This window comes from Burkholderia anthina, assembly GCF_001547525.1.
In the GTDB taxonomy this organism is placed as follows: domain Bacteria; phylum Pseudomonadota; class Gammaproteobacteria; order Burkholderiales; family Burkholderiaceae; genus Burkholderia; species Burkholderia semiarida.
This window is the reverse complement of record NZ_CM003768.1, coordinates 495,924-522,265: the sequence shown is the minus strand read 5'-3', so window position 1 is coordinate 522,265 and position 26,342 is coordinate 495,924. Positions and strand designations below refer to the sequence as shown.

Genomic DNA, 26,342 nt, shown 5'->3' with positions numbered 1-26,342 from the left:
GCGGCGCTTACTTCGCGATGATGTCGCGCTTGAAGTACTTCTGCGACAGCGCGCTCAGCGTGCCGTCCTTTTTCAGCGCATCGAGCGCGCCGACGATCTTCGCCTGCAGCGCCTTGTCGTTCTTGCGCATCCCGAAGCCCGTGCCTTCGCCGAGCGTCGCCGGATCCTTCAGCGGCTCGCCGACGATCTGGTAGTCGCGGCCGGCCGGCTTGTCGAGGAACCCGTCCTGCGCGGTCTGCGCTTCCTGCACGGCCGCGTCGAGACGCCCCGCGACGAGATCGGCGTAGATCTGGTCCTGCTCCTGGTAGGACACGACGGCCACGCCCGCATTGGCCCAGTGCGCCTTCAGAAAATCCTCCTGCGACGAGCCCTGCAGCACGCCGACGTGCTTGCCGCGCAGGCTCGCGACGTCGGGCTTCAACGGCGCACCGCGCTTCGCGACCATCACGATCGGCACCACGTAGATCGCCGGCGTGAAATCGATGCTTTGCTTGCGCTTCGCGGTGATGTTCATCGCCGAGTTGATCGCGTCGAACTTGCGCGCCTGCAGCGCCGGGATCAGCCCGTCGAACGCATTCTCGACCCACACGCACTTCATGTTCAGCTTCGCGCACACCGCGTTGCCGACGTCGACGTCGAACCCCTGCAACTGACCGGCCGGCGTCTTGCTCTCGAACGGCGGATAGGCGGCTTCGATCCCGAAGCGCAACGTGGTTTGTTCCGCATGGGCCGTGACGGCCGCGCACGCGAGCGCCGCAGCGGCGCAGAGGGAAAGCTTCCAGTTCATGACGGTCTTCCGTTCCGGATTGAGGCGATGAAGATCGGTCGCCCGACGCCCTCGGTGGGCGGCGGGTCGGCATTCGAGTGCAGGCCGCCGCCGCATGGCGACGTGGCAGGTCCTGCATGCGAAATATAGACTCAAAGTCTACTATGGACTATAGGGGATACGAGGATGCGGCTTCGGTCCTCCATATCGAAATTTCTTTCTACCGCCAGAAACACCGTTGATTTCATGGCATTTTTCGTGACACCAACTCCGACACAGCATCTCGAAAATAAAAACTCTCACGATTTTGTTTGTCTATATTAGACTTTTCGTCCATCACAAATCCCGCAGAACACCGTCTTTCGAGACTTTCTGTCCAGCCCGAACCGGAGATGCCCCATGACGCGAACCGTCCCCACCCTGCCGCTGACCGTCGGCGAAGCCGCGGTGCGCGCGGCGCTGCCGTCGCTCGACGTGCTCGGCACGCTGCGCCGGATGTTCGCGTCGCTGGCCGCGGCGCGCGCGGTGCAGCCGCCGCAGACGCTCACGCTGTTTCCCGACCAGGCCGGCGACTTCATCACGTATCTCGGCGCGCTCGCCGACGAGCAGGTGTTCGGCGCGAAGCTGTCGCCGTATGTCGTGACAGGCGGCAAACCTGTCGTCACCGCATGGACCGCGCTGATGTCGATGCAAACCGGCCAGCCGCTGATGTGGTGCGACGCGGGGCTGCTGACCGTCGAACGCACGGCCGGTACGACGGCGCTTGCGGTCGACTGTCTCGCGCCGCGCGACGCGCGCCATCTGGCGATCGTCGGCGCGGGCGCGGTCGGCCTCGCGCACCTGCGGCACACGGCGGCGCTGCGCGACTGGGACACGATCCGCGTGTACTCGCCCGCGCTGGCCGGCGACGCGGCGCTGCAGGCGAGCCTGACCGCGCTCGACGCACGCGCACGCGCGGCGGCGAGCGTCGAGGCCTGCGTGCGCGACGCGGACGTGGTGATGCTGTGCACGTCGTCGGGCACGCCCGTGCTCGGCGACGGCATGCTCACGCGTCCCGCGCTCGTCACGTCGATCAGCACGAACGTCGCGCGCGCGCACGAAATCCCGCCCGCGTGGCTGCCTGACATGGACGTCTACTGCGACTACCGGCACACGACGCCCGCGAGCGCGGGCGAGATGCAGATCGCCGCGGCCGAGCACGGCTGGGATGCCGGCCGGATCGTCGGCGACCTGCCCGCGCTCGTCGCCGGCACCTGCGCGGCGCCGTCGCGCACGCGTCACGCGCTGTTCCGCTCGATCGGCCTGGGCCTCGAGGACATCGCGATCGCGCACGCGCTGTACACGCATCTGACGCTCGCATGAGCGGCGCGCGCACACGGGGCCGATACAATGGCGCAACCGCCGCGGCGGCCGCGCGCGAGCGCACGAGTATGCCGGCCGACGGTGGCCCGGCCCGCCGGCCCGACACGCTGCCCCGCTCCCGCCCACCCGAGATCGCGACACCGATGCGCAAGAAGAAATCTCCCGTCAAGGACCTGCTGCTCACCCGCTATGCGCCGATCGCCGACGGTATCGCCGCGCTGTTCTTCCCGTACGCGGAAGTCGTGATCCACGACCTGCACGACCAGACCGTGCTGTATCTCGCGAACAACCTGTCGAAGCGCGAGGTCGGCGACGATTCCGCGCTCGAGGAAATCGATCATTCGGCGCGCGAACGCGTGATCGGCCCGTACGAGAAGCTGAACTGGGACGGCCGGCGGATGCGCTGCGTGAGCAACGTGCTGTTCGACGACGAAGGCCGGCCGGCCGGGATGATGTGCATCAACTTCAACATCGCGGTGTTCGACGAGGTGCGCGCGACGCTCGACCTGTTCATCAAGGGCGCGGGCGTCGTCGCGCAGCCCGACGAACTGTTCCGCGACGACTGGCAGGAGCGCATCAACACGTTCCTGCACGGCTGGCTGCGCGAGCGGCAGGTCGGGCTGAACGGGCTCACGCGCGAGCACCGGCGCGAGCTCGTCGAGGCGCTGTACGCGGAAGGCGCGTTCCGCGGCAAGAGCGCGGCGAACTACGTCGCGAACGTGCTCGGGATGGGGCGCGCGACGGTCTACAAGCATCTGAAGCACCTGAAGGAAATGCAGGGCGACGCCTGAGCGGGATGCGGCGGGCGCGATGACGAGCAGGCTTCGCGCCATCGGCACCGGCCTTCCGGTTCCGCGTCCAAGCCTCGCGATGCGCGGGTGCAGCCCGGGTTCCGCGCGGGCCCGCCGCCGAAGCGCCGAAGCGCCGAAGCGCCGAAGCGCCGAAGCATAAAATGATATAGTCGCAGTTACATTTTTTTGCCGCCCCGAACCGCCCATGACGACCGCTCCCGCCCCGACTGCCCGCCCGACCCTGACCGTCGAAATCTGGTCCGATCTGATCTGCCCGTGGTGCTGGATCGGCAAGCGCCGCTTCGACGAGGCGCTGGCCGCGTTCGTGCACGCCGACCGCGTCGACGTCGTGCCGCGCGCGTACCGGCTGATGCCCGGCCAGCCCGTCGAGCCGGTCGAGGCGATGCTGGCAGGCAAATACCGGATGGCGCCCGCGCAGGTCGGCCAGATGCTGCGCCAGGTGACCGATGCGGCCGCGAGCGTCGGGCTGCGCTACGACCTGCCGGGCACGCTCGTCGGCGACACGCTCGACGGCCACCGGCTCGTGAAGCTCGCGCAGGCGTCGGGCCGCGCGCACGCGCTGACCGAGCGGCTCTATCGCGCGTATTTCTGCGAGCACGGCTCGCTGTTCGATCATGCCGCGCTGACCGAATTCGCGGTCGAAGCCGGGCTCGAGCGCCCGGCCGTCGAAGCGGTGCTGCGCAGCGACGCCTACCGCGACGAAGTCGAAGCCGACATCGCGCGCGCCGAACAGATCGGCGGACGCGGCGTGCCGCTGTTCGTGTTCGGCGGCCGTTACGCGGTGTCCGGCGCGCAGCCGGCCGACGCGTTCGCGCAGGCGCTCGACCAGGCATGGCGCGACGGCGTCGTCGAACTCGGCGGCAGCGACGCGGCCGCCTGCGGCCCCGACGGCTGCGAACTGCCGGCCCGGTCGTAACGTGCCTCGAATACCGCGTGCGCGTCCCGCCGGACGCGCCGCCACGACTACGCTTCGCTGCTGCCACAAACCGGCAGGAAGCCCGCGCCGATGACGTCTACAATGCCTCCTTTCAAATAACTGTCAGAGAGAAGGCTGAGCGCCCATGACCCACGGTATCCACGGCGAGAAGCGCTGGTACGCGCTGATCGTGCTCTGCCTCGGCGTGCTGATGATCGTGCTCGACAGCACGATCGTGAACGTTGCGTTGCCGTCGATCAGCACCGACCTCCACTTCACCGAAACGGCCCTCGTGTGGGTCGTCAACGCGTACCTGCTGACGTTCGGCGGCTGCCTGCTGCTCGGCGGCCGGCTCGGCGACCTGTACGGCCAGCGGCGCATGTTCCTCGCGGGCCTCGTCGTGTTCACGCTCGCGTCGCTCGCCTGCGGCCTCGCGCAATCGCAGGCGATGCTGATCGCCGCGCGCGCGGTGCAGGGGCTCGGCGGCGCGGTCGTGTCGGCCGTCTCGCTGTCGCTGATCATGAATCTCTTCACCGAGCCCGGCGAGCGCGCACGTGCGATGGGCGTCTACGGCTTCGTGTGCGCGGGCGGCGGCAGCATCGGCGTGCTGCTCGGCGGGCTGCTGACGAGCTCGCTGTCGTGGCACTGGATCTTCCTCGTCAACCTGCCGATCGGCGTCGCGGTCTATGCGATGTGCGTCGCGCTGCTGCCGCGCACGCGTGCGCCGGCCGGCACGGCCCGGCTCGACGTGGCCGGCGCGATCACGGTAACCGCGTCGCTGATGCTGGCCGTCTACGGGATCGTCGGCGGCAACGAGGCCGGCTGGCTGTCGACGCAGACCGTCGCGCTGATCGGCGCGGCCGTCGTGCTGCTCGCGCTGTTCATCGCGATCGAGTCGCGCGCCGCGCATCCGCTGATGCCGCTCACGCTGTTCGCCGCGCGCAACGTCGCGCTCGCGAACGCGATCGCCGTGCTGTGGGCGGCCGCGATGTTCGCGTGGTTCTTCCTGTCCGCGCTGTACATGCAGCGCGTGCTCGGCTACGGGCCGCTGCAGGTCGGCCTCGCGTTCCTGCCGGCGAACCTGATCATGGCCGCGTTCTCGCTCGGGCTGTCGGCGCGCATCGTGATGCGCTTCGGGATCCGCGGCCCGATCGCCGCCGGCCTGCTGATCGCGGCATGCGGCCTCGCGCTGTTCTCGCGCGCGCCGGTCGACGGCGGTTTCGTGTGGCACGTGCTGCCCGGGATGGCGCTGCTCGGCATCGGCGCCGGCGTCGCGTTCAATCCGGTGCTGCTCGCCGCGATGAACGACGTCGATCCGGCCGATTCCGGGCTCGCGTCGGGCATCGTCAACACCGCGTTCATGATGGGCGGCGCGCTCGGGCTCGCGGTCCTCGCGAGTCTCGCGGAGGCCCGCAGCGACGCGCTCGCGGCGGCGCAGGCGGCGCCGCTCGACGCGCTGAACGGCGGCTACCATGCGGCCTTCGCGTTCGGCGCGGCGTTTGCGGTCGTGGCCGCGCTGACCGGCTTCGCGCTGCGCATCCGGCCGCCGCGCGCGGTCGAAGGCGCCGGGCCCGCGATGCACTGACCGTCGACGGACGGGCCGGGAACCGGCATCGGATCGGGGCGCGCATCGTCGCGCCTTTTTCGTGCGCGCCGGCCACGCGGCGTACGCGCCCGGTTCGCCGCCGCTTTCGGGCCAGATCATCGTCGTCGGCCGCGCCCGCCCGAACGCGCGTTTCACCGTCCCGCCGGCCGCCTGCCGGGCGGGCCTTCGCGGCCGATTTTTAACGCAGTCGTCCATTGACGCGTCACTTTTGCGACAATGGCGGACTTTGACGCGCACGCCACGGGCCGCGCGCCGCCGCCGAACGCCGCATAACCGCCTGCTTCCGATGTCGCTTCCCCATATCGATCTGCTGTACTCGCTGTCCGGCCTGTTCGTCGGCATTCTCGTCGGCCTGACGGGCGTCGGCGGCGGTTCGTTGATGACGCCGATTCTCGTGCTGCTGTTCGGCGTCCACCCTGCGACGGCGGTCGGCACCGACCTGCTGTACGCGGCCGCGACCAAGGCCACCGGCACGCTCGTCCACGGCCTGAAAGGCTCGGTCGACTGGCGCATCACGGGCCGGCTCGCGGCGGGCAGCGTGCCGGCCGCGGCGCTCACGCTGTGGTGGCTGCACACGCACGGGATGAACACGCCGGGCACCGCGCGGATGATCCAGCTCGTGCTCGGCGTGGCGCTGCTGCTGACGTCGCTCGCGCTGATCTTCCGCCCTCAGCTCACTGCATTCGCCGCGCGCAACCCGCTCGCGCCGAGCCCCGCGCGCACGCTGTGGTCGACCGTGCTGACGGGCGCCGTGCTCGGCGTGCTCGTGTCGATGACGTCGGTCGGCGCCGGCGCGATCGGCGTGACCGTGCTCCTGCTGCTGTATCCGCTGCTCGCGACGACCCGCATCGTCGGTTCCGACATCGCGCACGCGGTGCCGCTCACGCTGGTCGCGGGGATGGGCCACTGGCTGCTCGGCTCGGTCGACTGGTCGATGCTGCTGTCGCTGCTGCTCGGTTCGCTGCCCGGCATCGTGATCGGCAGCCTGCTGTCGGCACGCGCGCCCGAGCGGCTGCTGCGCAACCTGCTCGCGTCGACCCTGGTCGCGGTCGGCGTGCGGCTCGTGCTCGCGTAAGCGGGCGCCGCTCCTGACGAACAACGCCGTCCCGGTGCTGCGTGCGCGCCCGCAGCTTCAGCACGCGTTGCAGCGCAGTACGGTTCGCGAGGATGCCGTCGTAGAAGTTGGCGAGATCGCCCTTCAGCGCGGTCCGCGACGCGTCGTTCAGGCAGATGATGTGGCCCGACGGGTCGTTCTCGATCGTCAGGTTCTGCGCGTTGAACGCAGTGCGACCGATTCCAGACGACGCGCAGAAAAAAGCCGGACGGCTGTCCGGCTTGCAGGAGGCGGCGCGACGGCCGCGGTCAGAGCGGCACGTCGATCGTGCCCACGCCGGTCGTGATCGCGTTCGCGCCTGGCGCGGCCGAGATCGGCGGCAGGTTCGCGCTCGACAGCGCGGGCGCGGCGCCCGGCGTGCCGCCGCGCGGTACCGTGCGCACCACCTGCGACGGCGGCAGCGGCGCGCCGTTCTTCAGATGCTTCCACATCAGGTTCAGCGCCTGCACGTTGTAGTAGTGAACCGGCACGAAACGCGTATCGAAGCCCGGAACCGACAGGAATGCGTCGAAGTGCTGGCCGTTCGTCACTTCGTAGAACACCAGCCGGCTGCGCCCGGCTTCGCTGATCCCGTTCTGCGCGACGTACGCGCGCGACGCGTGGTTCACCGGCACGAGCGCGTCACTGCGGCCCTGCACGATGATCGCCGGCTTGCCGTGCAGGTTCGCGTTCACGCGCACCGCGTCGACGTTCGCGGGCATCCCGAGCATTCCGTTCGTCCATAGCTGGCGCAGGCACAGCGCGCCCGCGAAGCTCGCATCGGGCGTCGCGAGCCGGTGGTCGACGCCCGCGCCGTCGTTGAACACGAGATTGATGCCGGCCGTCGGCGGCACGCCGTTGCCGGCGCCGAATACGGCCGGCATCGGCGATGCGGCGGGCGCCGCGACCGCGCCCGTCGCGTTCGTCGTCGCGAAGCTGAAGTTGCACAGGTTGTCGGTGACGCGCGAGCGCGTGTATGCGTTCGCATAGGTGACCGCGATCGCGGGAATCGCCTGCGAATCCCACATCGACGCCTGCAGCAGGTCCGAATCCGCCAGATAGCCGGCCGCATGGAGCTGCGCGAGCGCGTCGGCCGCCTGGCTCTGCGTGTCGGCGCCAGACACCAGCCCGGCCGCGGCGAGCGTCGCGCAGCGCTGCGTGCGGATCGACTGCGTGGTCGCGGCCGGCAGCGCGCTCAGGTACGGCGCGCCGGCGAGCGACGCCGATGCGGCCGCGCACGGCTCCAGCAGGTTCGCGAGCGTCGCGTAATCGGCCAGCGGCCGGCCGAACGACGGCACTGGCTGGCCGCCCGCGCGGACCACCGCGTTCGGCGCCATCCGCACGTTGATCTGCGGCTCGCCGACCACGACCGCGGTGATCCAGCCGCGGTTGTCCTGCTCGGCCGCCGCGAGCGACGCGCCGCCGCCGTTGCTGACCGACGCGGCGATCGTCGTGATGTCGCCCGCGCGATAGCGCACGCCGCGACGCGAGCCGTCGATCAGCGGCCCGAACTGCTCGTTGAGCGCCCAGTACGCGAATTCGACCGACTGCAGCGTCACGCGCCCCCAATCCTGCTCGGGATTCTGTTGCGAATGCGCGTGCTTGAACGCATAGCGGTTCGGGAAGCGGTTGTTGAACGCGGCGAGATCGCCGCTCGTCACGTTCGCGGTAAACAGGCTCGCAGTGCCGGCCAGCACCGCGTTGGCGAGCGTGCCGTCGATCAGCGTGACGGTGTCGGAGCCGAGCTCGTGCGCGCCGTTGCCGCCGCCCTTGTCGTTGTAGGCCACCGCGCAGCCGCGCTTGAGCGCCCACTCGCCGGCCGCGGAAATCGCGCCGTACACGCCGCGCGAGCCGGACGACGTCGCGGTGACGATGCACGGCTGCGCGGGATCGAAGCGGGCGGGCACCTGCACGAGCAGCGTGACGTTTTTGGTGCCGCTGCCGTCGTCGGCATACGCAAGGTATTCGGTGCCGGGAATCTTGCCTTCGCCGAGCGTATCGTTGCCGTCGAGGTCGACGTTCGGCCCCCAGAAGCGGCCGTAGCCGCCGTTCGCGCTCATGTCGACGAGCGCGCGGTAGTTCGACCAGATGGCGAGGCGCCGCAATTCGGCGCTCGTCGGCCGCGCCGGATTCGCGAAGCCGGGCGCGCTCGTTGCGGCGAGCCCCGTCTTGCCGAGGCCGGCCGTCAGCAGGTCGTCGCTCGCGCCGTCGTAGGCCGTCGTGCGCACGCTGCCGGACACGAAGCCGGGCAACCGGTTGCGCTCGGCCGACTCGTCGCCGTTGCAGGCGCCGAGCATCGCGACCGCGGCCAGCGCCGCTCCCCACACCACCCGCCTGCCCCACCCGAGCTTCGTCATCGCCGCCCCCTCGATATCGTTATCGGTCCGCTGCCGCGCCGCGCGCGGCTTTCGGCCTCTGAAGCGCAAACGGGCCCCGGCATGCCGGGGCCCGCTGGAAACGGGCGCACGCGGCGCTCGCGCGCCGCGGCCCGGCGTTACTGCTGCTGAACCGTCAGCTTGTTCGAGACCGACGTCACACCCTTCACGCTCTTGGCTGCCTCTTCCGCCTTGTCGATCTGTGCCTGGTCGGGCACCGTGCCCTCCAGCGAGATCGCGCCGCCCTTCGAACGCACGACGATGTTCGCCACGTCGATGCCGCCTGCCTTCGTAATGGCCTTGCGCACCGCGTAGCCGAGCTTGCGGTTCGCCTTCTTCGCGGTTTTCGCGGCGGCCTTCGGCGCGCTCGCTGCGGCCGCCGGCGCTTCCGTCGCCGCTGCGTCGCTCGACTGCGCATACACGCTGCCCGACAGACAGGCCGCCACGGCGGCGACACCCAACGCTCTCAACACGATCGACTTCATGCTATCTCCTTATCACTTCGGAACGGCCGTGCACAGTACGGCCGGATACCCCCAAAAACAGCCGGCCCGCGCGCGAACGGGCGGGACAGCCGGTGTTTTCCACGGCGATACGAGAGAGGCGGCACGGGCCGGCGGCCGGCGCACGCGAGAAGCGGGCCAGCCGGGCCGGACAGCCGCCGGCCGGACGCGCCCGGTCTCATGACGTGCCGGGTCGCGCGCGATTCGGGCGCGGCTGCGTCGCACAATGTAATCCAGCGCCCGCCGAAGCGCAAAGCTTTTGACGCGACGGCCGCCGCCGCTGTCGCCGGACAGCCGCGCGGGCCCGCCCGACTCGCGCATGCGCGGCGAAACCGGGTACCATCGCCGCGAGCATCCGTGTCGTCCGGTGACGACCGTCACCGATGCGTCACGCCAGCGTCATCCACCCACCCCATGAAGCCTGCCAGCCCTCGCCCGCCGCGCCGCATCCTCGCCCGCTTCGTCGCCGTCTCGTGGCGCGACCTCGCGCTGTCGATCGGCCCGACCGTGCTGCTCGCCGGCGCGGCCGTCTGGCTCGCGGTCAAGCTGATCCAGCCGGCGCCGCCGTCCACGCTCGTGATCTCGGCCGGGCCGCCCGGCAGCACGTACTGGAACGCCGCGCAGAAATACAAGACGATCCTCGCGAAAAACGGCGTCACGCTCGACGTCCAATCGTCCGAAGGTTCCGCGCAGAACCTCGCGCGGCTGTCGAACCCGAACGCGCCGGTCGACGTCGGTTTCGTGCAGAGCGGCATCGGCCCGAAGGAGCGCGACGAGCATCTCGTGTCGCTCGGCAGCATCGGCTACGTGCCGCTCGCGATCATGTACCGCGGCCTGATCGTCGCGCGGCTGTCCGATTTCAAGGGCAAGCGGCTCGCGCTCGGCGCGGAAGGCAGCGGCGCGCGCGAGTTGAGCCTCGCGCTGCTGAAGATGAACGGGATCGTGCCGGGCGGCTCGACCGAGCTGCTGCCGACCGCCGGCGAGGACGCCGCGACCGCGCTGCTCGACGGCAAGATCGACGCGGCCTTCCTGTCCGGCGACTCGACGCAGATCCCGGTGATGGCGAAGCTGTTCCGCGCGCCGGGCGTGCACGTGTATTCGTTCACGCAGGCCGAGGCGTATGCGCGGCGGTTTCCGTACCTGACCGCGATCACGCTGCCGATGGGCGTCTACGATCTCGGCCGCAACCTGCCGCCTGCCGACATCCACACCGTCGCGCCGACGATCGAACTCGTCGCGCGCGACTCGCTGCACCCCGCGCTGTCCGACCTGCTGATCGAGGCCGCGCGCGAAGTGCACGGGCACGCGACGATCCTGCAGCACGCAGGCGAATTCCCGTCGTCCGTCACGCGCGGCTTCCCGCTGTCCGACGACGCCGCCCGCTACTACAAGTCGGGCAAGAGCTTCCTGTACCGGCGGCTGCCGTTCTGGGTCGCGAGCCTCGTCGACCGGCTGCTGGTGGTGGTCGTGCCGCTGATCGTCGTGCTGATTCCGGGGCTGCGGCTCGTGCCGTCGCTGTACGGCTGGCGCGTGCGCTCGCGCATCTACCGCTGGTACGGCGCGCTGATCGCGCTCGAGCGCCGCGCGCTCGGCGAACACACGGCCGAGGAGCGCGTCCAGCTGCTCGACGAGCTCGACGACATCGAGGAAGCCGTGAACCGGATGAAGATGCCGCTCGCGTACGCCGGGCAGTTCTACGTGCTGCGCGAGCACATCGGCTTCGTGCGCGAACGGCTCACCGCGCAGGAGCCGGACACGCCGGCGGGCCCGCCCGCCGCCGGCAGCCCGCCGGCACGCACGGCAAGCGCGCCGCAGCCGGCCGGCGACGCCCCCCGGGCGACTCCCGGTTCCGCATGAGCGGACGATCCGCGATCATTGCTGCATGCGCGCGCCGCCGCGTAACATGGAGGCCGCCGTCAGGCGCCGCACGCCCCACCTTCTGGAGAACGACATGACAACCGGCCTCGATACCGCCCAACCCGCCTGGTTCTTCGACTTCGTGTCGCCGTTCTCGTATCTGCTGCTCGAGCAGCACGACAAATGGCCGGACGTGCCGTTCGACCCCGTGGCCGTGTCGCTCGCCGACCTGCAGCGCCACTGGGGCCAGCGTCCGAGCGCCGACGTGCCGGCCAAGCGCGTGTTCACGTACCGTCACGCGCTGTTTCGCGCGGAACAGCTCGGCATCCGCTTCAAGATGCCGCCCGCGCACCCGTTCGATTCGGACAAGGTGCTGCGCCTCGCGATCGCGCTGCGCGCCGATATCGCGACGGTGCTGGAAATGTTCCGCTTCATCTGGCGCGAAGGCAACGATCCGTCGACGCCGGAAGGCTTCGCGGCGCTGTGCGAACGCGTCGGCGTCGGCCACGGCGACGAGTTGATCGAATTCGAGGAAACCGCCGCGCAACTGACCCGCAACACGGCCGACGCGATCGCGCTCGGCGTGTTCGGCGTGCCGACCTTCTGGATGAATCAGCAACTGTTCTGGGGCGAGGACGCGCTGCCGATGGTGCTGTACTGCGCGCGCACGCCGAACTGGCTCGAATCGGGCGAGGTCAAGCGGATCAGCACGCTGCCGAAGGGCCGCGCGTGATGGCATGCGTGATGGCCGGTATCACGCACGGCAACGCGCGGCTGCGGTAAGGTAACGGGCTGTTTTCATATGAAAACGGCCCCTTGGCGTCCCCCGCATCCCCCACCAATGGAAGACGACGACCGTACCGCCTCGCTCGACATCTGGCTCGTGCGCGTGTTGCGCACGCTGCTGCTCGAGCGCAGCGTCACGCAGGCCGCGCTGCGGCTGAACCAGACCCAGCCCGCGATCAGCACCGCGCTGCGCAAGCTGCGCGAGACGCTGAACGATCCGATCCTCGTGCGCGGCAAATCCGGCATGGTGCCGACCGAATACGGCGCGTCGCTGCTCGAAGCCGCGTCGCGCGCGCTGCGCGAGGTCGATTTCATCGCGACGCCGCACGGCGAGTTCGATCCGTCGTCCGCGCGGCGCACGTTCCGCGTCGCCGCGCCCGACTACCTGAACGATTTCTTCATGCCGACGCTGATCGAGCGCTTTCGCGACGCGGCGCCGCATGCCCGTCTGGAAATCGATTCGCTGAACCCCGCGCTCGACCACGCGGCCGCGCTCGAGTCGGGCGCGCTCGATCTCGTGATCGGCAACTGGCCGAAGCCCGACCCGCAGTTCGCGCGCCAGGACCTGTTCTCCGACACGATCGTGTGCCTGATGCGCGTCGCGCATCCGCTCGCCCGCGAGCCGCTCACGCGCGAAGCGTATGCGTCGGCCGCGCACGTCGCGCCCACCCCGTACACCGGCGACAAGCGCAATGCGATCGAGATCGGCCTGGCACGCGCGCGCCTCGCGCGGCGCGTCGTGACGACGCTGCCGTACTTCGGGATCGTGCCGCAGGTGCTGCTGCAGTCGGACCTGATCTTCACGACGACGCGCCGCTTCGCGACGCACTATGCGCAACTGCTGCCGCTCGTCGTCGTCGCGCCGCCCGTGCCGTTCCCACGCATCAAGAGCTATCTGCTCACGCACCCGCAGCCCGACCGGCCAACCGACATCGCGTGGCTGTGCGCGCTGATGCAGAGCGTGTCCGACGAGCTGACGGTCGCCCGCACGCGCAAGCGCTGACGCGCGGCCGAAGCGCAGCGCGACGGGTCAGGCAGCGCGGCCGCTCAGGCCGTGCAGAAGGTTTCCTGCAGATGAGCCCAGCGTACGACGCCCGCCGCGTCGCGCGCGAACACGGCGGTCGCGCGGCGCGCGGGCAACTCGCCCGCCGCCGCGTGCTGCGCTTCGCGATAGGTGAGCACCGCGTGCGACGCGTCCGCCGCGAGCACGCGGATCTCCGACAGCGCGATGCGCAGCCCCGGCTTCGCGCCGGCCAGCTTCGCGAACAGCGCGCGCATGCCGTCGTGGTCGACCATGCGGCCGTCGGTCAGGATCATCGTGAAGTCGGCGGAAAACGCGGCGAGCAGCGCATCGAGCGCCGCCGGCGCGGTATCGACGCCGGACAGCCAGCGCTCGATGGCGACGAGGCTCGCATCGAGCGCGTCGAGATAGACGGAGTGATCGGACATGGGCGCGTGCACGGTGAAGTGAGCGCGGCCCGCTGCCGCGCGTTGCCGTGCAGTGTAGGCAAAAACGCGCGGCCGTGCGCCGGCCGCGCGGCATGCGCGCGTTACCGCGCGCAGGACACGTCGTCGCGTGCGCGCCCGGCCGCGGCTGCCTTCGCATCGGCCACCGGCATGCCCGAGCGGGCCTGCAGCAGCTCCGCGCAGACGGCCACCGCGATCGCGCCCGGCGCCTTGTCGACGATGCCGGCGACGCCGATCGGGCACACCATCTCGGCGAACCGCGCCGGATCGACGCCGCGCGCGGCGAGCCGGCGCTCGAACTTCACGCGCTTGGTGCGCGAGCCGATCATCCCGAAGTATGCGTAGTCGCGCCGCCGCATGATCCGCGCGGCGAGCGAGAAGTCGAGCGCGTGGTTGTGCGTCATCACGAGGAAATACGCGCCGGGCGGCGCCGCGTCGACGACGGCCTCCGGCGTGTCGGTCGGCTCCGGCTGCACGTTCGGCGGGCACTCGTCCGGGAACAGCTCGTCGCGCGTGTCGACCCACTGCACGACGCACGGCAATGCGCCGAGCAGCGTGACGAGCGCATGGCCGACGTGGCCCGCGCCGAACAGCACGACGTGCATCGGCGGCGGCGCACCGGTCGCGCGGTTGCGCTGGCCGGTGCCCGGCGCGAACGGCTGCAACGGCGAAGGCGCGCTGCCGCACGCGCCTTCGCACCCCGCGTCGGGCGCGGCACGCGGCGAACGAGCGGGGCCGTTCACGCCGGCCTCCGGCGGGTCGCCCGAACGAAGCCGATCGCCCCGTCGGAGCCGACGCACGAAACGAGCGGGCAGAGGCCGTTCACGTCAGCCTGCCCGCGCGGCGTTCGCCGCCCGCACCGCCTGCACCGCGCGCAGGATCGACTCGCCGGTGGCCGGCGCGTCGAGCGGCGGGTTCACGCGATAGTCGCCGACCGCGGCAATCGCATCGCGCACCGCGAAGAACACCGAGAACGGCAGCAGCAGCGGCGGTTCGCCGACGGCCTTCGAGCGGTGGATGCTGTCCTCGACGTTGCGGTTCTGGAACAGCCGCACGTTGAACTCGGGCGGCGTGTCGTTCACGGTCGGGATCTTGTAGGTGGACGGCGCGTGCGTCATCAGCTTGCCGCCCTTGTTCCACCACAGCTCCTCGGTCGTCAGCCAGCCCATCCCCTGGATGAACGCGCCTTCGACCTGGCCGATGTCGAGCGCCGGGTTCAACGACGCGCCCACGTCGTGCAGCGCATCGACGCGCAGCGTGCGCATCTCGCCCGTCAGCGTGTCGATCACGACTTCCGACACCGCCGCGCCGTACGCGTAGTAGTAGAACGGCCGGCCCTGCAGCTTCGATTGATCCCAGTGCAGCTTCGGCGTCGCGTAGAAGCCGTCGGACCACAGCTGCACGCGCGCGAGGTATGCCTTCGCGACCACTTCGCCGAACGGCACGCCATGACCGCCGACCCACACGACGTCGTTGCCGAACCTCACGTCGGCCGCCTCGACCTTGCCGTCGCCGAACTGCTTCGCCGCGAATGCCGCGAGCCGCTCGCGCAACTGGCGCGCCGCGTCCTGCGCGGCCTTGCCGTTCAGGTCCGAGCCCGTCGACGCGGCCGTCGCGGACGTGTTCGCGACCTTGCTCGTGTCGGTCGCCGTCACGCGGACTCGGCCGAAGCGGATGCCGAGCTCGTGCGCGACCACCTGCGCGACCTTCGTGTTGAGCCCCTGCCCCATCTCCGTGCCGCCGTGGTTCACGAGCACCGAGCCGTCGGTGTAGATGTGCACCAGCGCGCCGGCCTGGTTGAAGTGCGTGACGTTGAACGCGATGCCGAACTTCACCGGCGTGAGTGCGATACCCTTCTTCAGCACCGTGTTGCGTGCGTTGAATGCACGCACGCCCGCGCGCCGCGCGCGGTAGTCGCTCGTCGCCTCGAGTTCGCCGAGCAGCTCCTGCAGCACGTTGTCCTCGATCGTCTGCCCGTACGGCGTCACGTTGCGTTCGGTCTTGCCGTACAGGTTCGCGTAGCGCACGTCGAGCGGATCGCGGCCGAGCGAACGCGCGATGTCGTCGAGGATGTATTCGATCGCGAACGCGCCCTGCGGGCCGCCAAAGCCGCGGAACGCGGTGTTCGACTGCGTGTTGGTCCTGCCGCAGTAGCCGGCGATGTCGACGTCGCCGAGCCAGTACGCGTTGTCGAAATGGCACACCGCGCGCGTCATCACCGGGCCGGACAGGTCGGCCGAGAAGCCGCAGCGCGACGTCATGTCGAGCGCGACGCCGTCGATGCGGCCGTCGTCGTCGTAGCCGACGTCGAAGCGGTAATGGAAGTCGTGCCGCTTGCCGGTGATCATCATGTCGTCGTCGCGGTCCGGACGCAGCTTCACCGGGCACAGCAGCTTCCATGCGGCGAGCGCCGCGCAGCATGCGAACAGGCCCGACTGCGATTCCTTGCCGCCGAACCCGCCGCCCATCCGGCGGCATTCGACCAGCACGTTGTGCGACGCCACGCCGAGCACGTGCGCGACGAGGTGCTGCATCTCGCTCGGGTGCTGCGTCGAGCAGTACACGTGCATGCCGTCGTCGTCCTTCGGCACCGCGTATGCGATCTGTCCTTCGAGGTAGAACTGCTCCTGCCCGCCGAGCAGCATCTCGCCCGACTCGCGGTGCGGCGCGGCGGCGAGCCGCGCGGCCGCGTCGCCGCGCGCGAGCTTCAGCGGCGGGATCACGTAGGATTCGGCCGCGCGCGCTTCCTGCGCGGTCAGGATCGCGGGCAGCTCCTCGTACTCGACCTGCGCGCGGCGCGCGGCAAGCCGCGCGGTTTCATGCGACGTCGCGACGACGATGAACATCGGCTGGCCGACGAACTGCACGACGCCCTTCGCGAGCACCGGATCGTCGTGGATGATCGGGCCGCAATCGTTGACGCCCGGGATGTCGTCGGCCGTGAATACCGCGACCACGCCCGGCGTCGCACGCACCGCGTCGAAGTTCATCGACACGATCTTCGCGTGCGGCTTCGCCGACAACCCGAGCGCCGCGTGCAGCGTGCCCGCGACGACCGGAATGTCGTCGGTGTAGGTGGCGCGCCCGCTCACGTGCAGGTGGGCCGATTCGTGGGCGCGCGAGACGTGCACCTGCGCGGCGTCGGCCTGCGGGTCGAGGGTGCTCAGGAACGGTTCTGCTTGCTGGTTCATGTTCGGTGTTCTCCGTCGTCAGACGCGCGCCGCGTCGTCGGCCACTTCGGCGCCTGCTTCGGCGGCCACTTCGCGCACGTTCAGCGCCTGCGGCGGCAGCGGGTCGTGCGCACGCGTCTCCAGCCAGAAGCGATAGATCAGGTTCTTCGCGGTATCGAGGCGATACGCGCTCGTCGCGCGCATGTCGGACAGCGGCTGGTAGTCGCGCTCGAGCGCCTGCATCGCCGCCTGCGCGGTGGCTTCGTGCCACTGCGCGCCGTCGAGCACGGCTTCCGTGTGGGTTGCGCGCTTCGGCGTCGCGGCCATCCCGCCGAACGCGATGCGCGGCTCGCGGATCGTGTCGCCGTCCGCGATGAACGCGAACGCCGCGCACACGGCCGAGATGTCCGAGTCGAAGCGCTTCGACAGCTTGTACGTGCGGAACCGCAGCTTGTCGCGCGCGCCGGTGCGGGTCGGCACCTTCAGGCCGACGACGAATTCGTGCGGCGCCATGTCCTTTTGCTGGTAGCCCGTGTAGAGCGCCTCGAGCGGCAGCTCGCGCACCGTGTCGCCGCCGCGCAGCACGACGCGCGCGCCGAGCGCGATCAGGCCCGGCATCGAATCGCCGATCGGCGAGCCGTTCGCGACGTTGCCGCCCATCGTGCCCGCGTTGCGGATCGGCAGCGACGCGAAGCGCTTCCACATCTCGGTCAGCTCCGGATACGTGCCGGCCAGCGCCGCATAGGCCTTCTCGACCGTCACGCCCGCGCCGATCCCGATCCAGTCGTCGCCGTGAACGATCTGCTGCAGCTCGGCGATCTGGCCGACGTAGATCAGGTCATCGAGGCGGCGCATCTGCTTGGTCACCCACAGGCCGATGTCGGTGCTGCCGGCGAGAATGCGCGCATCGGGACGCTCGGCCTTCAGCGCGGCCAGCGCGTCGAGCGTGCGCGGCGCCGCGAAGCGCGCGCCGTCGATCGTCGTGTAGTCGAACGTGTCGTCGCGCCTGAGCGACGCGAGCGTGCGGGCCAGCGCGGCCGTGTCGACGGGCGCGGCGGGCGCCGGTGCGCCTTCGCCGGCCGCACCTTCGCCGGTCGCACCTTCGCCGGTCGCACCTACGCCGGCCGCACCTTCGCCGGCCGCGTCGAACATCCGCACCGCCGCATCGACGATCGGGCGATACCCGGTGCAGCGGCACAGGTTGCCGGTCAGCGCATCGGCGATCTCGGTGCGCGTCGGCACGTCCTTCGCCTTCGCGCATGCACTGCCGCAGCCTTCGTGGCCATGCTTCTCGTACAGCGCCCACATCGACATCACGAAGCCCGGCGTGCAGAACCCGCATTGCGAACCGTGGCAATCGACCATCGCCTGCTGCACCGGGTGCAGCGTGCCGTCCGGCCGGCGCAGGTCCTCGACCGTGAGCAGCGCCTTGCCGTCGAGCGTCGGCAGGAACTGGATGCATGCGTTGACGGCCTTGAACTCGACCGCGCCGGCGTCGGTCAGCTCGCCGACGACGACCGTGCACGCGCCGCAGTCGCCTTCCGCGCAGCCTTCCTTGGTGCCGGTGCAATGCGCATCCTCGCGCAGATATTGCAGCACGGTGCGGGTCACGTCCGCGCCGCTGACTTCGCGGATCGCGTGACGATGGTAGAAGCGAATCGGCTCACTCATGTCTCGGCGTTTCTTCAAATTGGGGGCAAGGCGGCCTGCGCGGAGCGCTCGACCGACGTTTTTCCGACAGTTTGCACGCTATCACCGTCAAATTCCGCAACCCATAGCCCATCACGCATGCGGCTCATATAACTGCCGCGATATGCGCGCACGGCCGGCCGATGCCCTTGCCGCGCGGGGCGCTTCGCCCGGTCCCGGCCGCCGACCATCGCCCTGTTCCTGAATAGGGGCGCGGTTAACTAAACGGTACCTGCGGGAAAACCGGTTCCATGGGAAAATCCCGATTCCCTTTCCCGCCGTTTTCCGTTCGTTTCGCCATTCGTTCCGACCCCATGTCATCCGATTCCGCCACACCGCCGCGCAGCGGGTTCGCGCTCACGCTGCAAATCGTGTCCGTCGTCTGCTTCACGTTCATCTGCTATCTGACCATCGGCCTGCCGCTCGCGGTGCTGCCGGGCTTCGTCCACGACGAGCTCGGCTTTTCCGCGATCGTCGCGGGCGGCGCGATCAGCGTCCAGTACTTCGCGACGCTCGCGTCGCGGCCGCTCGCCGGGCGCCTCGCCGATACGCTCGGGCCGAAGCAGACGGTGCTGCGCGGGCTGGTCGGCTGCGGCGTGTCGGGCGTGCTGCTGCTCGTCGCGCTGCTGCTCGCGCACTGGCCGGTCGCGAGCCTGGTGCTGCTGGTCGCGAGCCGGCTCGTGCTCGGCGTCGGCGAAAGCCTGTGCGGCACCGGCGCGATCCTGTGGGGCATCGGCCGGGTCGGCGTCGCGCACAACGCGAAGGTGATCTCATGGAACGGCATCGCGACCTACGGCGCGCTCGCGCTCGGCGCGCCGGTGGGCGTCGCGATCGCGCATACGCTGAATCCGGCGCTGATCGGCGTGATCGTGATCGCGCTCGCCGCGCTCGGCTTCTACCTCGCCCGCCTGATTGCGCCCGTGCCGCTCGTGCACGGCGAACGGATGTCGTATGCGAGCGTGTTCACGCGCGTGCTGCCGCACGGCCTCGGCCTCGCGCTCGGCTCGGCCGGCTTCGGCTCGATCGCGACCTTCGTCACGCTGTACTACGCGGCGCGCCACTGGCCGAACGCCGCACTGTCGCTCACCGTATTCGGCACGCTGTTCATCGGCGCGCGCCTGCTGTTCGCGAACACGATCAAGACGTACGGCGGCTTCCGCGTCGCGATCGTGTCGTTTGCGTTCGAATGCGCGGGCCTCGTGCTGCTGTGGCTCGCGCCGGTGCCGCACGTCGCGCTGGTCGGCGCGGCGCTGACGGGCTTCGGCTTCGCACTGATCTTCCCGGCGCTCGGCGTCGAGGCCGTCGCGCTCGTGCCGGCCGCGAGCCGCGGCGCGGCGCTGTCCGCGTATTCGGTGTTCCTCGACCTGTCGCTCGGCATCACCGGCCCGCTCGCCGGCTATGTCGCGGGCGCGTTCGGCTATCCGCAGGTGTTCCTGTTCGCGGCGGTGGCCGCCGCGGCAGGCGTCGCGCTGTCGATGATGCTGTACCAGCGGCAGGCGCGGGTGGCGGGGAGCGGTGCGGCGGCGTGAGAAGCGGGAGGCGCGTTGCCGCGCCCGCGACGCACATCAACGCAGTAGTACGTTGAAGTCCCGCAATACGCGGGCCGCATCGGGATGACGCCTGAACGGGACGGCGCGCCCGAGCGAGAGCTTCGGTTCGGCACGATCGAAGAGCACGAGCGCTTCCGACGTGTTGAGATGGCGCGACATGTACAAAAACCCGTCGACGCGGCGGGGATGCCGGTGGAGGGCAAGCGACCCCCGTTGCGGAACGTCGTACGGTGCGAGGGTCGACAACGCACCGTCACCCCCGAGATTTTTCAGCGGCGAGCCGTGCAGGACGGCGACGGTCAACGGCGCGCCGTCAAATGAAAGGACGTAGCGATCAAGCTCGGTCGTCACGAGTGGAAAGCCACCCAGCACCAGATCGGCGACTTCGTCATGCAGCACCGTTTCGGCGAACGCGCAATGCAGATCGAAACCGAAGTAGCTGGTGCCGTACCGCCGCCGTTTGCGCGGATCGTCGAAGCGGTTGCCGCCCGACTTGCCGAAATACGGCTCGCCCGTCGCGAATCGCGAGATGCGCACGAGCGCCGTCGGCGCCACCTCGCGCGTCACCAGTGTCGCGCTCGCGAAATGTTCCCCCGGCGCCGTCAGCAAACGGGCCGCCTAGCGCTCGGCGAACGCCGTGGCGGCGCGCTCGACTTCGTCCACCTTCCCGCGCGACAGCGCGACGAGCGGCGTAACGTTGCCCAGCGACGCCTTCGGCGTCGTGAAGAACTGCCATTTGCTCCATCCCGGCAAATCGCCCAGACATTGCGTCACCCTGCCCAACGTCTTGCGGTCGATATCTCCCGCCAGGTAGAAGCCCGGATAGTACTGTGCGGCGCCGACATCGACCGTGAAGATCCGGCCGGACGCCACGGCCTTGCTGAGCGCCTGCCGCGTCATGCCGAGGCCGGCCCATGTCTGCGCGGCAGGCAGCAGCTTGCCGTCGGCGACCAGCATGCGCCGTTCCGCCTGCACCTGCCGCTCCAGATCGGCGGCGACGCCCGCCGCCCGCTTCTTCCCGCCGGTCGGCTTCCTGTCGCGCGTCGCGGCAGCGGCGATGCCGAACGTGATCGTGCCGGCCAGATCGATGACCTGCGCGATGCCGGCCTTGAACAGGTGCCCCAATTGCTCGTCGGACAGGCTGAGCAGCGCCCGCGCGCGATCGGGGCCGAGCATGGTCGCGGCGCCGACAGCGCTGCGCAGCGCTTCCTCCGCCTCGACATCAAGAACGACGGCCGTCCCTTCCAGCGTATGCGCTCGCGCAATCATCATCACCTCCCGTCACGTCCGGAATGCTCGAGCGTAGCCCCGAATCGAAACCAAGTCAACCATGTCAACCAAATGGGCCGTTCGCCGGTTGCGTCGACCATGTGTTCGCGCAACCGCGAACTTCTCATGCCGTCCGCAGAAACAACCGCCGCGCGAGGTCGAATGCGACGAGATTGCCGGCCACCACGAGCAGCAGCCCGATCACCGCGAGCAGCGACCACTGGTAGCCCTCGAACACCGTCGACACGGCCAGCGCGACGATCGGGAACAGCACCGTGCAGTACGCGGCGCGCTCCGGCCCGATGCGGCCGACGAGCGTGAGGTATGCGGTGAAGCCGATCACCGAGCCCGGCACGGCCAGGTACACGAGCGCGCCGAGATAGCGCGGGCTCATGTCGAGCGTGAACGGCATTCCGGCCGCCGCGCTGCCGACGGTCAGGATCGCCGCGCCGATCAGCATGGCCCAGCCGTTGGTCGCGAGCGGGTGCAGCCCCATCGACTGCATCCGGCTCGACAGCAGGTTGCCCGCCGAGAAGCACATCGTGCCGGCGAACGCGATCGCGAGCCCCGCCCAGGTCGCGTGGTCGTCGAGATGGCCGGCCATCTGCTGCCAGAACAGGCACGCGATGCCGGTCAGCCCGAGCAGCGCGCCGGCGATCGCCGACGGCCGCAGCGGGCGGCCCATGAACAGCCGGCCGTTGATCGAGTTCAGCAGCGGCGCGGTCGAGAAGATCACCGCGACGAGCCCGCTCGGCACGACCTGCTCCGCGTAGTAGAAGCACAGGAAATTCAGGCAGAACAGCGCGAAGCCCTGCGCGACGAGAAAGCGCCACGCTTCGCGCGGCGGACGCACCGGGCGGCGCATCACGCGCAGCAGCGCGAACAGCACGGCGGCCGCGAGCCAGAAGCGCCACGCGATCGACACGGGCGGCGGCACCGAGCCGAGCTGCCATTTGATCGCGATCCAGGTGGTGCCCCAGATCAGCACGGTGACGAAATAAAGCGACAGGTTCATGGCGGCAATCCGGACAATCGGGTGAATCGGGATCCCGACTATGCCGCCGCACGACGCGTGCCGATTGTCCGGAATTGCGGTCTTTTTCGGCGCGCCGCACGCGGCGCCGCGCGCCCGCTTATACTCGGCGCATCATGAGTCTCTCCCTCTGCGCCCCGCCCATCGACCGCGCCGCCGCCCTGGCCGGCGGCGATCTGCCGTTCGGCCTGCAGTCGGTGTGCCGCACGCTCGCCGACGCGAACGCGACGCTCGAGCGCTTCGCGTGGCTCGGCGACCATCTCGCGATCGCCGAATGGACGCGAATCACCGACGAAAGCGAGACGGTCTACGAGCAGCCCGGCCACCACACGCTGTCGTGCTACCTCGACGGCGGCTACCGGACCGAGCGCCAGCGCGTGCCGCGCTACGGCGCGCCGAGCCTGCTGTGTGCGTTGCCGGGCGATCACGAATCACGCTGGTGGGTGCGCGGCGAAATGCATTTCATCCATTTGTATTTCCTGCCCGAGCACTTCACGCAGCGCGCGATCCGCGAGCTCGATCGCGAGCCGCGCGAGCTGAAGCTCGCCGATCGCACCTATTTCGAGGATGCGCGCGTCGCCGCGCTGCTGCGCTCGCTCGCGCTGGACGGCTGGGACGATGCCGACGAGCGGCTGCGCGTGAACGAGACCGCGCACGAAGTACTGAGCCTGCTGCTGCGCGGGCAGAGCACGATGCGCACCGACACGTCGTTCCGCGGCGGGCTCGCGCCGGCCGTGCGCCGCCGCGTGCGCGACTACATCGACACGTACCTGACGCAGCCGCTGACGCTCGGCGAACTCGCGGAGGTCGCCGCGCTGTCCGAATATCACTTCTCGCGGATGTTCCGGCTGTCGTTCGGCCGCGCGCCGCACGCGTGGGTGGCCGAGCAACGGCTCGCCCGGGCCCGCGAGCTGCTGCGCACGACCGCGCTGCCGCTCGCGCAGATCGCGGCCGACTGCGGCTACGCAAATGCCGGCCACTTCAGCCATCGCTTTCGCGACGCGCACGGCACGACGCCGAATACGTACCGGCGCGCGATGCAGCGCCGCTGAGCGCGGCCCCGTGCCGCGCCGCCCGGCTTACGCGCCGCGCCGCGACAGTTCCTGTTCGAGCGCCGCGACACCGGCCGGCAGGTCGACCGGCACCTTCAGGTCGACCATCGTGCGGCCGAACGCATGCAGCGTGCGGAACAGGTTGTGTTCGCGGCACTGCTCGCCCATCTGGCCGATCCGCACGATCGGCAACCCGAACGAACCCGAGATCTCGACCTGGTACTGCTTCGAGATATGGCCGCACACCATCCCGGGCGTGAGCCCTTCCGGCGTCTCGATCCCGACCACCGAATTGAGCCGGCAGTCCTTCGGCGCATACAGCTTGAGCCCCATCGATTCGACGCCCGCCTGCAGCGCCAGCGAGCAGCGCAGGTGGCGCGCGAAGCGGCTCTCGAGCGTCTCCGCGCACACGAGCCGCAGCGCCTCGTGCAGCGCGAGCACGCCCGACACGGGCGCCGTGTAGTGATAGCCGGCGTTGTGCCAGAAGTTCTCCGCGAGCGCCATGTCGAGGCACCAGTGCGCATTCGGCTCGGGACGGTGCTTCATGCGTTCCCACGCGGCATCGGAGAACGCGATCAGCGACACGCCCGGAATCGACGACAGCCCCTTCTGGCCGCCGGTGATCACCGCGTCGATGCCCCACGCGTCCATCTCGAGCGGCATCGTCGACAGCGTGCATACCGCATCGACGACGACCAGCGCGCCGGCCGCCTTCGCGAGCGCGGCGATGTCGCGCAGGTCGCGATTCCACACGGTGTTCGACGTCTCGCCCTGCACGATCGTGACGATCTCGGGCCGCTCGCGCGCGATCGCGTCGGCGATCTCGTCGAGGCTCGCGACCGCGCGGTCGGCCACTTCGAGCGTCGCGACGTCGGCGCCGACGCGCGTGGCCATCTCGGCCATCCGCGCGCTGAAGAACCCGTTGCGGATCGACAGCACGCGCGTGCCGCGCCACGCGAGGTTCGAGATCGCCATTTCCATCGCGGCCGAGCCGGGGCCCGCGACGCCGAGCACCCATTTCGTGCGGGTCTGGAACACGTAGCGCGCCATCTCCTTCACCTGCTCGATGATCTTCGCCATCGTCGCGCCGAGGTGATTGATCACGATCGTGTTCGCCTTGGCGACGGCGGCCGGGATCGGGACCGGACCGGCCCCCATCATCAGCAGCGGTTCTTCGGGCAGGATCGCGTCGAGCGGCACGACGACGGGACAGGGAATCGGCGAATGATCGATGGACATGGCTGGAAAAGTGAGGAAAGGAAGTGCGCGAACGCCCGCGGGACGGCGCCCGTATGCACGCGCCCGTTGCACGCGCCCGTTGCACGCGCAGCGAACTGAACGATCATTCCGTGTTCCGCCGCCTTGCGCAAGAGGCAGCCCCGTTCGGACAGCACGACGGTGGCCCGGTCGCCGGACCGGGCCAACCGGCCGCGCACCACGCGCGCGACGGCCGTCCGGATTGAAAAGGGCGGGCCGCCGGTTGCGAAACGGTTCCATTCGCGTTCCGCAGGCGCGATTTTCTCCGCCAATATCGAGACTATTCGTCGAAACCGACAGTTCAGCCCCATTGGCGGGATCGGAACGAATAGACCGGTACCTGATACAAATCGCGGAACGAATTCGATACACAAAATCCGAACGTGGAAAAAACATCTATTATTGTGGCATGTATTGGGGAGCGACTCCGAAAGGCGCTGTCCCGGCGCGCAAGAATTTCATACAAGTAATTGATTTATTTTGAAATATTCGCCAACCCAACGAATCCACCAATACCGCTCTGGTTTTACGCCGCACCTCCTTGCTGCACCGCAGCGTTAAACCGTTACTCGCGATTTCGATTTTACGCAAGCCGCCCGTTTTCGCAGGTTGACGGATATCGGTTCTTTATTGAACAATCGTCTGCGGAATCGAAATTCCATTTTCGATACGAGGGAGCGCTAGGGGCCGCGCGATGCGCTTTCGGCGTTGCGCGGCGATAAATCACAACCAAAATCAATCAACCGGGCCAGAAATACGCAAGCCATGAACCAGATTCAGACCATGCGTGTATTCGTCTGCGTCGCCGAGCAGCAAAGCTTCCGGCGCGCGGCGCACCATCTCGGCGTGTCCAATGCGCTCGTCACGCGTTCCATCGCGATGCTCGAGGGCCACCTGAACACCCGGCTGATCCATCGCACCACGCGCAACCTGTCGCTCACCGAGGCCGGCGTGCGCTACCTCGACGGTTGCCGCGCGCTGCTCGAGGAATTCGACCACCTCGAATCGTCCGTCGCGCATGCCGTGCGCGAACCGGCCGGCACGCTGCGCGTCGTCGCGTCGGGGCTGCTGTCGCCGCTCGCGCTGACGCCGCTCGTCAGCAGCTTCCGGCACCGCTATCCCGAGCTACGGGTGCAGCTGACCGTCGCCGAAGGGCCGCTCGACGTGCTCGATTCAGGCTACGACGTCGGCATCGTCACGGGCACCCGGCTCGACGGCAACCCGTCGCTGATCGGCCACACCCTTGCGCCGAACCCGTTCGTCGCGTGCGCGGCGCCCGCCTATCTCGACCGCCGCGGCGAGCCGCGCGTGCCCGACGACCTGCCGGGCCACGACTGGGTCACGCTCGCGCCGCACCAGCACGCGCCGACGTGGCAACTGGTCGGCCACGACGGCGTCGTCCATTCGGTCACGGTACGCCCGGCCTGCACGGTCAACCAGCTCGCGCTCGTCCAGGCGGCGGCGGTGGCCGGCGCCGGCATCGCGGTGCTGCCCGAGCCGTGCGTGGCCGACGCGCTCAACCACGGCACGCTCGTGCGGCTGATGGCCGGCTACCGGATCGACGATCCCGACGCGCAGTTGTCGCTCGTCTATCCGAACCGCCAGTACGTGCCGGCCCGCACACGCAGCTTCGTCGAGCACGCGCTCGAGCACTTCGGCGCGCCGTCCGGCCGCGAGCGGACGGACTACGGCTTCCTGCGGCCGGTGCGCGGCCCCGACCGCTCCGACATCGTCACGGGCCTGCAGTAAACTGCGCGCGTCAGCCCTCGGAGGTGCAGC

Annotated in this window: 22 protein-coding genes; 11 read left to right on the top strand and 11 right to left on the bottom strand. The window is 69.6% G+C overall.

What is annotated here, in order from left to right; all coding sequences use genetic code 11:
• Positions 1–7 precede the first annotated feature (7 nt).
• Complete coding sequence (locus tag WS64_RS02445) at positions 8–787, bottom strand: ABC transporter substrate-binding protein (RefSeq protein ID WP_059642012.1); 780 nt, start codon at positions 785–787, stop codon at positions 8–10.
• A gap of 378 nt (positions 788–1,165) precedes the next feature.
• Here WS64_RS02445 and WS64_RS02440 point away from each other — a divergent pair, with 378 nt between their 5' ends.
• From WS64_RS02440 to WS64_RS02420, 5 genes are all read left to right on the top strand, one after another.
• Entirely contained in the window at positions 1,166–2,128 is a 963-nt protein-coding gene (locus WS64_RS02440; protein WP_060965640.1) for an ornithine cyclodeaminase family protein, read from the top strand.
• The gene (locus tag WS64_RS02435) at positions 2,125–2,919 is read left to right on the top strand and encodes a helix-turn-helix transcriptional regulator (protein ID WP_081103765.1); all 795 of its coding nucleotides are present in this window, start codon (positions 2,125–2,127) and stop codon (positions 2,917–2,919) included. Before WS64_RS02440 ends, WS64_RS02435 begins: the two co-directional genes overlap by 4 nt.
• A gap of 205 nt (positions 2,920–3,124) precedes the next feature.
• Positions 3,125–3,856: a DsbA family oxidoreductase gene (locus tag WS64_RS02430; RefSeq protein WP_060965639.1), complete on the top strand. Its 732-nt coding sequence runs from the start codon at positions 3,125–3,127 to the stop codon at positions 3,854–3,856.
• Positions 3,857–4,001: 145 nt separating this feature from the next.
• Positions 4,002–5,441 (top strand): DHA2 family efflux MFS transporter permease subunit, encoded by a 1,440-nt coding sequence (locus WS64_RS02425; protein ID WP_060965638.1) that lies wholly within the window; start codon positions 4,002–4,004, stop codon positions 5,439–5,441.
• A 307-nt stretch (positions 5,442–5,748) separates the two neighbouring features.
• Positions 5,749–6,537 (top strand): sulfite exporter TauE/SafE family protein, encoded by a 789-nt coding sequence (locus tag WS64_RS02420; RefSeq protein WP_059574336.1) that lies wholly within the window; start codon positions 5,749–5,751, stop codon positions 6,535–6,537.
• A gap of 287 nt (positions 6,538–6,824) precedes the next feature.
• On the opposite strand, the gene WS64_RS02415 is transcribed toward WS64_RS02420, so the two are convergent.
• Together WS64_RS02415 and WS64_RS02410 are read right to left on the bottom strand one after the other, a co-directional pair.
• Positions 6,825–8,912 (bottom strand): D-(-)-3-hydroxybutyrate oligomer hydrolase, encoded by a 2,088-nt coding sequence (locus tag WS64_RS02415; RefSeq protein WP_060965637.1) that lies wholly within the window; start codon positions 8,910–8,912, stop codon positions 6,825–6,827.
• A gap of 137 nt (positions 8,913–9,049) precedes the next feature.
• Positions 9,050–9,415, bottom strand: coding sequence for a BON domain-containing protein (locus WS64_RS02410; protein ID WP_059574226.1), 366 nt, complete (start codon positions 9,413–9,415; stop codon positions 9,050–9,052).
• Positions 9,416–9,847: 432 nt separating this feature from the next.
• On the opposite strand from WS64_RS02410, the gene WS64_RS02405 reads away from it, so the two are divergent.
• The 3 genes from WS64_RS02405 (at position 9,848) to WS64_RS02395 (ending at position 13,079) form a co-directional block, all read left to right on the top strand.
• Positions 9,848–11,290: a TAXI family TRAP transporter solute-binding subunit gene (locus WS64_RS02405; protein ID WP_060965636.1), complete on the top strand. Its 1,443-nt coding sequence runs from the start codon at positions 9,848–9,850 to the stop codon at positions 11,288–11,290.
• 94 nt (positions 11,291–11,384) lie between these two features.
• Positions 11,385–12,023: a 2-hydroxychromene-2-carboxylate isomerase gene (locus WS64_RS02400; RefSeq protein ID WP_059574337.1), complete on the top strand. Its 639-nt coding sequence runs from the start codon at positions 11,385–11,387 to the stop codon at positions 12,021–12,023.
• Between the two features lie 108 nt (positions 12,024–12,131).
• A complete protein-coding gene (locus WS64_RS02395; protein WP_060965635.1) occupies positions 12,132–13,079 on the top strand; it encodes a LysR family transcriptional regulator in 948 nt (315 codons plus the stop codon).
• A gap of 44 nt (positions 13,080–13,123) precedes the next feature.
• On the opposite strand, the gene WS64_RS02390 is transcribed toward WS64_RS02395, so the two are convergent.
• From WS64_RS02390 to xdhA, 4 genes are all read right to left on the bottom strand, one after another.
• Positions 13,124–13,525, bottom strand: coding sequence for a polyketide cyclase (locus WS64_RS02390; protein ID WP_060965634.1), 402 nt, complete (start codon positions 13,523–13,525; stop codon positions 13,124–13,126).
• A gap of 101 nt (positions 13,526–13,626) precedes the next feature.
• Positions 13,627–14,286, bottom strand: a complete 660-nt coding sequence (gene xdhC, locus WS64_RS02385; protein ID WP_060965633.1) for a xanthine dehydrogenase accessory protein XdhC — start codon at positions 14,284–14,286, stop codon at positions 13,627–13,629.
• A gap of 84 nt (positions 14,287–14,370) precedes the next feature.
• Positions 14,371–16,734, bottom strand: a complete 2,364-nt coding sequence (gene xdhB, locus WS64_RS02380; protein WP_060965632.1) for a xanthine dehydrogenase molybdopterin binding subunit — start codon at positions 16,732–16,734, stop codon at positions 14,371–14,373.
• An 18-nt stretch (positions 16,735–16,752) separates the two neighbouring features.
• Positions 16,753–18,384, bottom strand: a complete 1,632-nt coding sequence (xdhA, locus tag WS64_RS02375; RefSeq protein WP_060965631.1) for a xanthine dehydrogenase small subunit — start codon at positions 18,382–18,384, stop codon at positions 16,753–16,755.
• Between the two features lie 332 nt (positions 18,385–18,716).
• Here xdhA and WS64_RS02370 point away from each other — a divergent pair, with 332 nt between their 5' ends.
• Entirely contained in the window at positions 18,717–19,931 is a 1,215-nt protein-coding gene (locus WS64_RS02370) for an MFS transporter (protein WP_059574233.1), read from the top strand.
• Between the two features lie 36 nt (positions 19,932–19,967).
• Here WS64_RS02370 and WS64_RS02365 read toward each other — a convergent pair whose 3' ends face one another.
• The 3 genes from WS64_RS02365 to WS64_RS02355 all read right to left on the bottom strand — a co-directional run bounded on the left by WS64_RS02365 (position 19,968) and on the right by WS64_RS02355 (position 22,236).
• Positions 19,968–20,561, bottom strand: a complete 594-nt coding sequence (locus WS64_RS02365; RefSeq protein ID WP_060965630.1) for an RES family NAD+ phosphorylase — start codon at positions 20,559–20,561, stop codon at positions 19,968–19,970.
• A 9-nt stretch (positions 20,562–20,570) separates the two neighbouring features.
• Positions 20,571–21,224, bottom strand: a complete 654-nt coding sequence (locus tag WS64_RS02360; RefSeq protein ID WP_244166561.1) for a hypothetical protein — start codon at positions 21,222–21,224, stop codon at positions 20,571–20,573.
• A 121-nt stretch (positions 21,225–21,345) separates the two neighbouring features.
• The gene (locus WS64_RS02355; RefSeq protein WP_060965629.1) at positions 21,346–22,236 is read right to left on the bottom strand and encodes a DMT family transporter; all 891 of its coding nucleotides are present in this window, start codon (positions 22,234–22,236) and stop codon (positions 21,346–21,348) included.
• Positions 22,237–22,370: 134 nt separating this feature from the next.
• On the opposite strand from WS64_RS02355, the gene WS64_RS02350 reads away from it, so the two are divergent.
• Positions 22,371–23,306: an AraC family transcriptional regulator gene (locus WS64_RS02350; protein WP_060965628.1), complete on the top strand. Its 936-nt coding sequence runs from the start codon at positions 22,371–22,373 to the stop codon at positions 23,304–23,306.
• Between the two features lie 27 nt (positions 23,307–23,333).
• On the opposite strand, the gene WS64_RS02345 is transcribed toward WS64_RS02350, so the two are convergent.
• Positions 23,334–24,545, bottom strand: coding sequence for a pyridoxal-phosphate-dependent aminotransferase family protein (locus WS64_RS02345; RefSeq protein ID WP_059574237.1), 1,212 nt, complete (start codon positions 24,543–24,545; stop codon positions 23,334–23,336).
• A gap of 783 nt (positions 24,546–25,328) precedes the next feature.
• Here WS64_RS02345 and WS64_RS02340 point away from each other — a divergent pair.
• Positions 25,329–26,312: a LysR family transcriptional regulator gene (locus WS64_RS02340; protein ID WP_060011437.1), complete on the top strand. Its 984-nt coding sequence runs from the start codon at positions 25,329–25,331 to the stop codon at positions 26,310–26,312.
• Positions 26,313–26,342 lie beyond the last annotated feature (30 nt).